The organism is Providencia sp. UF-183, assembly GCF_058246155.1.
Window position 1 is genome coordinate 1 of record NZ_JBSICD010000105.1, and the last position, 258, is coordinate 258.

Below are 258 nucleotides of genomic sequence, written 5' to 3' on the forward strand. Positions count from 1 at the left end.
CGGCCGTGTTGCGCGCCGGCATTGACGGTTTGGCCGCCAGCGCTTTGATATGAGCGCCCAAGCGCTGTGCACTTTCCAGCGTATCGACGTTGAAACCGTATTCGGCAAAGCCCGGCACCGCAGGCACGGAAAGCCGACTGCCGGTGGCCCACACCAAACGATCGTAGGCCAACTCAAGGGGTTCCCCCACCGCCGGCGCCACCCTGAGCGTTTTGGCGGCGGCGTCGATACGTTCCACCGTCCCGGCCAGGTGCCGTG

1 protein-coding gene is annotated in these 258 nt (G+C 65.9%); it reads right to left on the minus strand.

The genetic code is table 11. The features are described from left to right. Positions 1 to 238: FAD-dependent oxidoreductase (locus AC4IFT_RS22550; protein WP_490752975.1), on the minus strand; the 238-nt coding region annotated here is incomplete at its 3' end. Between the last annotated feature and the right edge of the window lie 20 nt (positions 239 to 258).